3 protein-coding genes and 2 pseudogenes are annotated in these 2,720 nt (G+C 48.2%); 1 reads left to right on the top strand and 4 read right to left on the bottom strand.

Annotation, left to right across the window (positions count from 1 at the left end):
- Positions 1–479: 479 nt before the first annotated feature.
- Entirely contained in the window at positions 480–800 is a 321-nt protein-coding gene (locus J07HQW2_RS02360) for a hypothetical protein (RefSeq protein ID WP_021053659.1), read from the top strand.
- Positions 801–1,449: 649 nt separating this feature from the next.
- On the opposite strand, the gene J07HQW2_RS17260 is transcribed toward J07HQW2_RS02360, so the two are convergent.
- The 4 genes and pseudogenes from J07HQW2_RS17260 to J07HQW2_RS17275 form a co-directional block, all read right to left on the bottom strand.
- On the bottom strand, positions 1,450–1,599 hold the full coding sequence (locus J07HQW2_RS17260; protein ID WP_303704350.1) for a hypothetical protein: 150 nt from the start codon (positions 1,597–1,599) through the stop codon (positions 1,450–1,452).
- A 142-nt stretch (positions 1,600–1,741) separates the two neighbouring features.
- Positions 1,742–1,891 (bottom strand): annotated as a pseudogene (locus J07HQW2_RS17265) (zinc ribbon domain-containing protein); the annotation flags it as partial.
- A 45-nt stretch (positions 1,892–1,936) separates the two neighbouring features.
- Positions 1,937–2,119 (bottom strand): hypothetical protein, encoded by a 183-nt coding sequence (locus tag J07HQW2_RS17270; RefSeq protein ID WP_303703907.1) that lies wholly within the window; start codon positions 2,117–2,119, stop codon positions 1,937–1,939.
- Positions 2,120–2,159: 40 nt separating this feature from the next.
- Positions 2,160–2,720 (bottom strand): annotated as a pseudogene (locus tag J07HQW2_RS17275) (RNA-guided endonuclease TnpB family protein); the annotation flags it as partial.

Raw genomic sequence — 2,720 nt, forward strand, 5'->3', positions numbered from 1 at the left:
GGTGTGGTGTGGTGTGGTGTGATGATAGGCTTGCCGATGGATTTCAAGATGCTGTTCGGCTGTCGAGGTGACGGCTGTTCGGTCAGGATAGGCTCGAAAGCGATATGCATATTTCATCATTACATGCTGATTCTGGGGCGATTGAATAACGGTTGTTGTTTGGTTTGTGGTTTCTGCGAGTGGGATTCATCCCCTCCCCTCTCTACTCGGCTATCAAAGAATAGCCTCCTTGAGGAAGGGGCATTCTCCCATATATTCTGGTAAAAATCGCTGGCGAGTTGGACGCTCAGCGAAGTCAAGCGATCCTCTGTTGAGTTGCATAATATAATAGAAAGTTAAACTCAACATAGCACTGAAGAAAGCCGTTCCCACTGTAGCTCGAATATGATTAAATCAACTAATACAATTTTTTTGCTTAGTTGCGCTGGTTATCTAGCAGTCAATTTATACACACGTACTACTATATACAATATATATTGATGTCATCCTTTTCTTCTGGTGCGAATCAACCGTCAGATATCCCTGATGAAATCGCATATACTGAAGATGAAGTGCAGTTTGACCTTACAGCGTACAGTAGGTTTATTGAGGTAGTTGCGGGTGTCAAAGTTGCCGATGACCTCTCTGCTAGGCAGCACTACCGAATTAGAAATCGAATTGAGGCGTTTATTCATGATGCAAGACGCTATGATATATGGACATCAGAATTGCTTAAAGTATACCCAAATGTCGACTCGTTATCAGAAGTTACTGCACTCGCTCGTGCACTCCGACAACATGAACAATACCACACTCCCTGATCAACTCAGTTGATTCGAAAATGAGTCCCGAATGTATGCTGGTCAGGGTGTTTCTGACTCATCACTTCAACGTCGGCAATAATCTGTGTTGATATACGACGGCACGGTATGAATCGTCAGTCAGGACTTGCTCTTTCGATGCTCGTGACAGGGTATGTTTTCCTCCAGATTATCATCGGACCGGAACTATCAATCATCGCGGTCATTGTGCTCATTCCCACTTCTCTCATATATATCGCTTATAAGCTATTTCAAGGATTTCAAGAATTTCAAGAGGGATTTCGAGAGACAAGAACGTAATCCGGTGACCTGGTAACTAGCGTATCGCTCATTTTACATTGTGTGCTCGTTTTACTAGTCTCAACTCGGAATTAGCACAGCGATATCATTTGACTGAATCTCTATCTGATACATATCAGATTTTTGGTGATTTCCGTCGTTTTACATGTCATTTCTTGTAGGCGATTAATCTCGACGGTCATAAAGAAACCTTCTACAGTTTGTAACATTGATATGAATGTACTTATTTCACGACTATCAAAGAGGGATTTTTCATGATCAATTGCATTCCATTTCCATTTTTAAGTTGAACAGAATTTTCCACCAGGCTGTCACGGCAATTGATAATGGTGAACTACCCCGCCCTACTCTACTCAGCAACGCTACGCGGTGCTTGCTTGAGGGCGGGGCTTCCTGTTTCTGTGACGCGACTTGTAGTCACGACGATGGACGAAGAATCGCCACCGGTGGTGGACACAGCGGTCGCAGTCTCCACAGGCGTTGCTTCGGAGTGACTCACTACCACTCCTAGTTTCTCGAGTCCCCGAGAGAGGACGTTCAGCGCCGCATTCCAATCCCTCCTCTGTCCCTGTCAAGTGTGAACCCAACCCACACGCAGGGCACGAATGCTCACGCACCCACAACGGCTTGCGCGTCTCCACACCACACGATGCACATTCCTTGGTTGTCCCACGTGGATTCACCTGAACAACGTGACAGCCGTTCTTGTCACCGTGATGTTCGAGAATGATAATGAAGTCGCCCCATCCGACTTCAGCCTTGTTCCGCGCGTTTTCTGGGGATTCAATCATCCCTTTCCTTTGACATTCAGGTTTTCAACGAACACAGCGGCGTTCTCAGTGGTGTAAAAGTGCGCGAGCTTGTGCTTGAGGTCGTGCTTCTTGTTCGACATCCGAATATGAGTCTCCGCGACGCGCCGTCGTTCGTCGTTGGTTCTCCCAATTGTTCGATTCGCATTCCTTGCGAGACAACGCACGTTGCTCGCGTTCGAGACGCTCACGCTCTCGCTCGTCGAACAACTCAACTCTCCCGACCGTCCGTCCGAGTCGTGAGCAAAATTTACGACGCCGAGGTTAACTCCCATGGTGTCGTTAGGCTAGGCTTGATGCTCTCAACAGCGGGTTTTTTGGGCTTGTCGGCCTCACTGCAGACTGAGACGTCCCATACTCCCGTTGAGTTGTTGTTGAGCGTGACTTCTGTGATTGAGTCGTGGTCTGGAAGGTCTCGATGGAGGCGGATTGGAATCTTCCGAGTGTCTCCCCTGAGTTGCTTGAGTACGAGGAGTCCGCGACCGTTCGGGCCACTCTTGTTGTCGAGTTCGAAGCCCGATTGACGGTACGTGAAACTCTGGTACTCACGTGGGTTCTTCCAGTTCAACGACCCAACATCGTAGCCTTTGGATGTGAGTTTAGCAAGACCAAGGTTCTCGACGTCATCACGGATGCGCTCGACAGCCTTCTGCAAGACGATGGAGTATATCGGTGTGAGGTCAAGCCACCAGTCTGCGAGCGCAGGAAGCGTGTCTCTGACCATCCAGACACGGTGGCGGAGTGTTCGTTTTTGTGCTGGGATTTGGTTTGGGTGAATTCGGTGAGTGCGTAGTTGTAGAGTTGTCGCACG

The sequence above is a fragment of the Haloquadratum walsbyi J07HQW2 genome, from assembly GCF_000415985.1.
In the GTDB taxonomy this organism is placed as follows: domain Archaea; phylum Halobacteriota; class Halobacteria; order Halobacteriales; family Haloferacaceae; genus Haloquadratum; species Haloquadratum walsbyi_B.

Bases quoted from the DNA above. Each gene is read 5' to 3' on its own strand.
- J07HQW2_RS02360 (WP_021053659.1), top strand. From the start codon at position 480: ATGTCATCCTTTTCTTCTGGTGCGAATCAACCGTCAGATATCCCTGAT.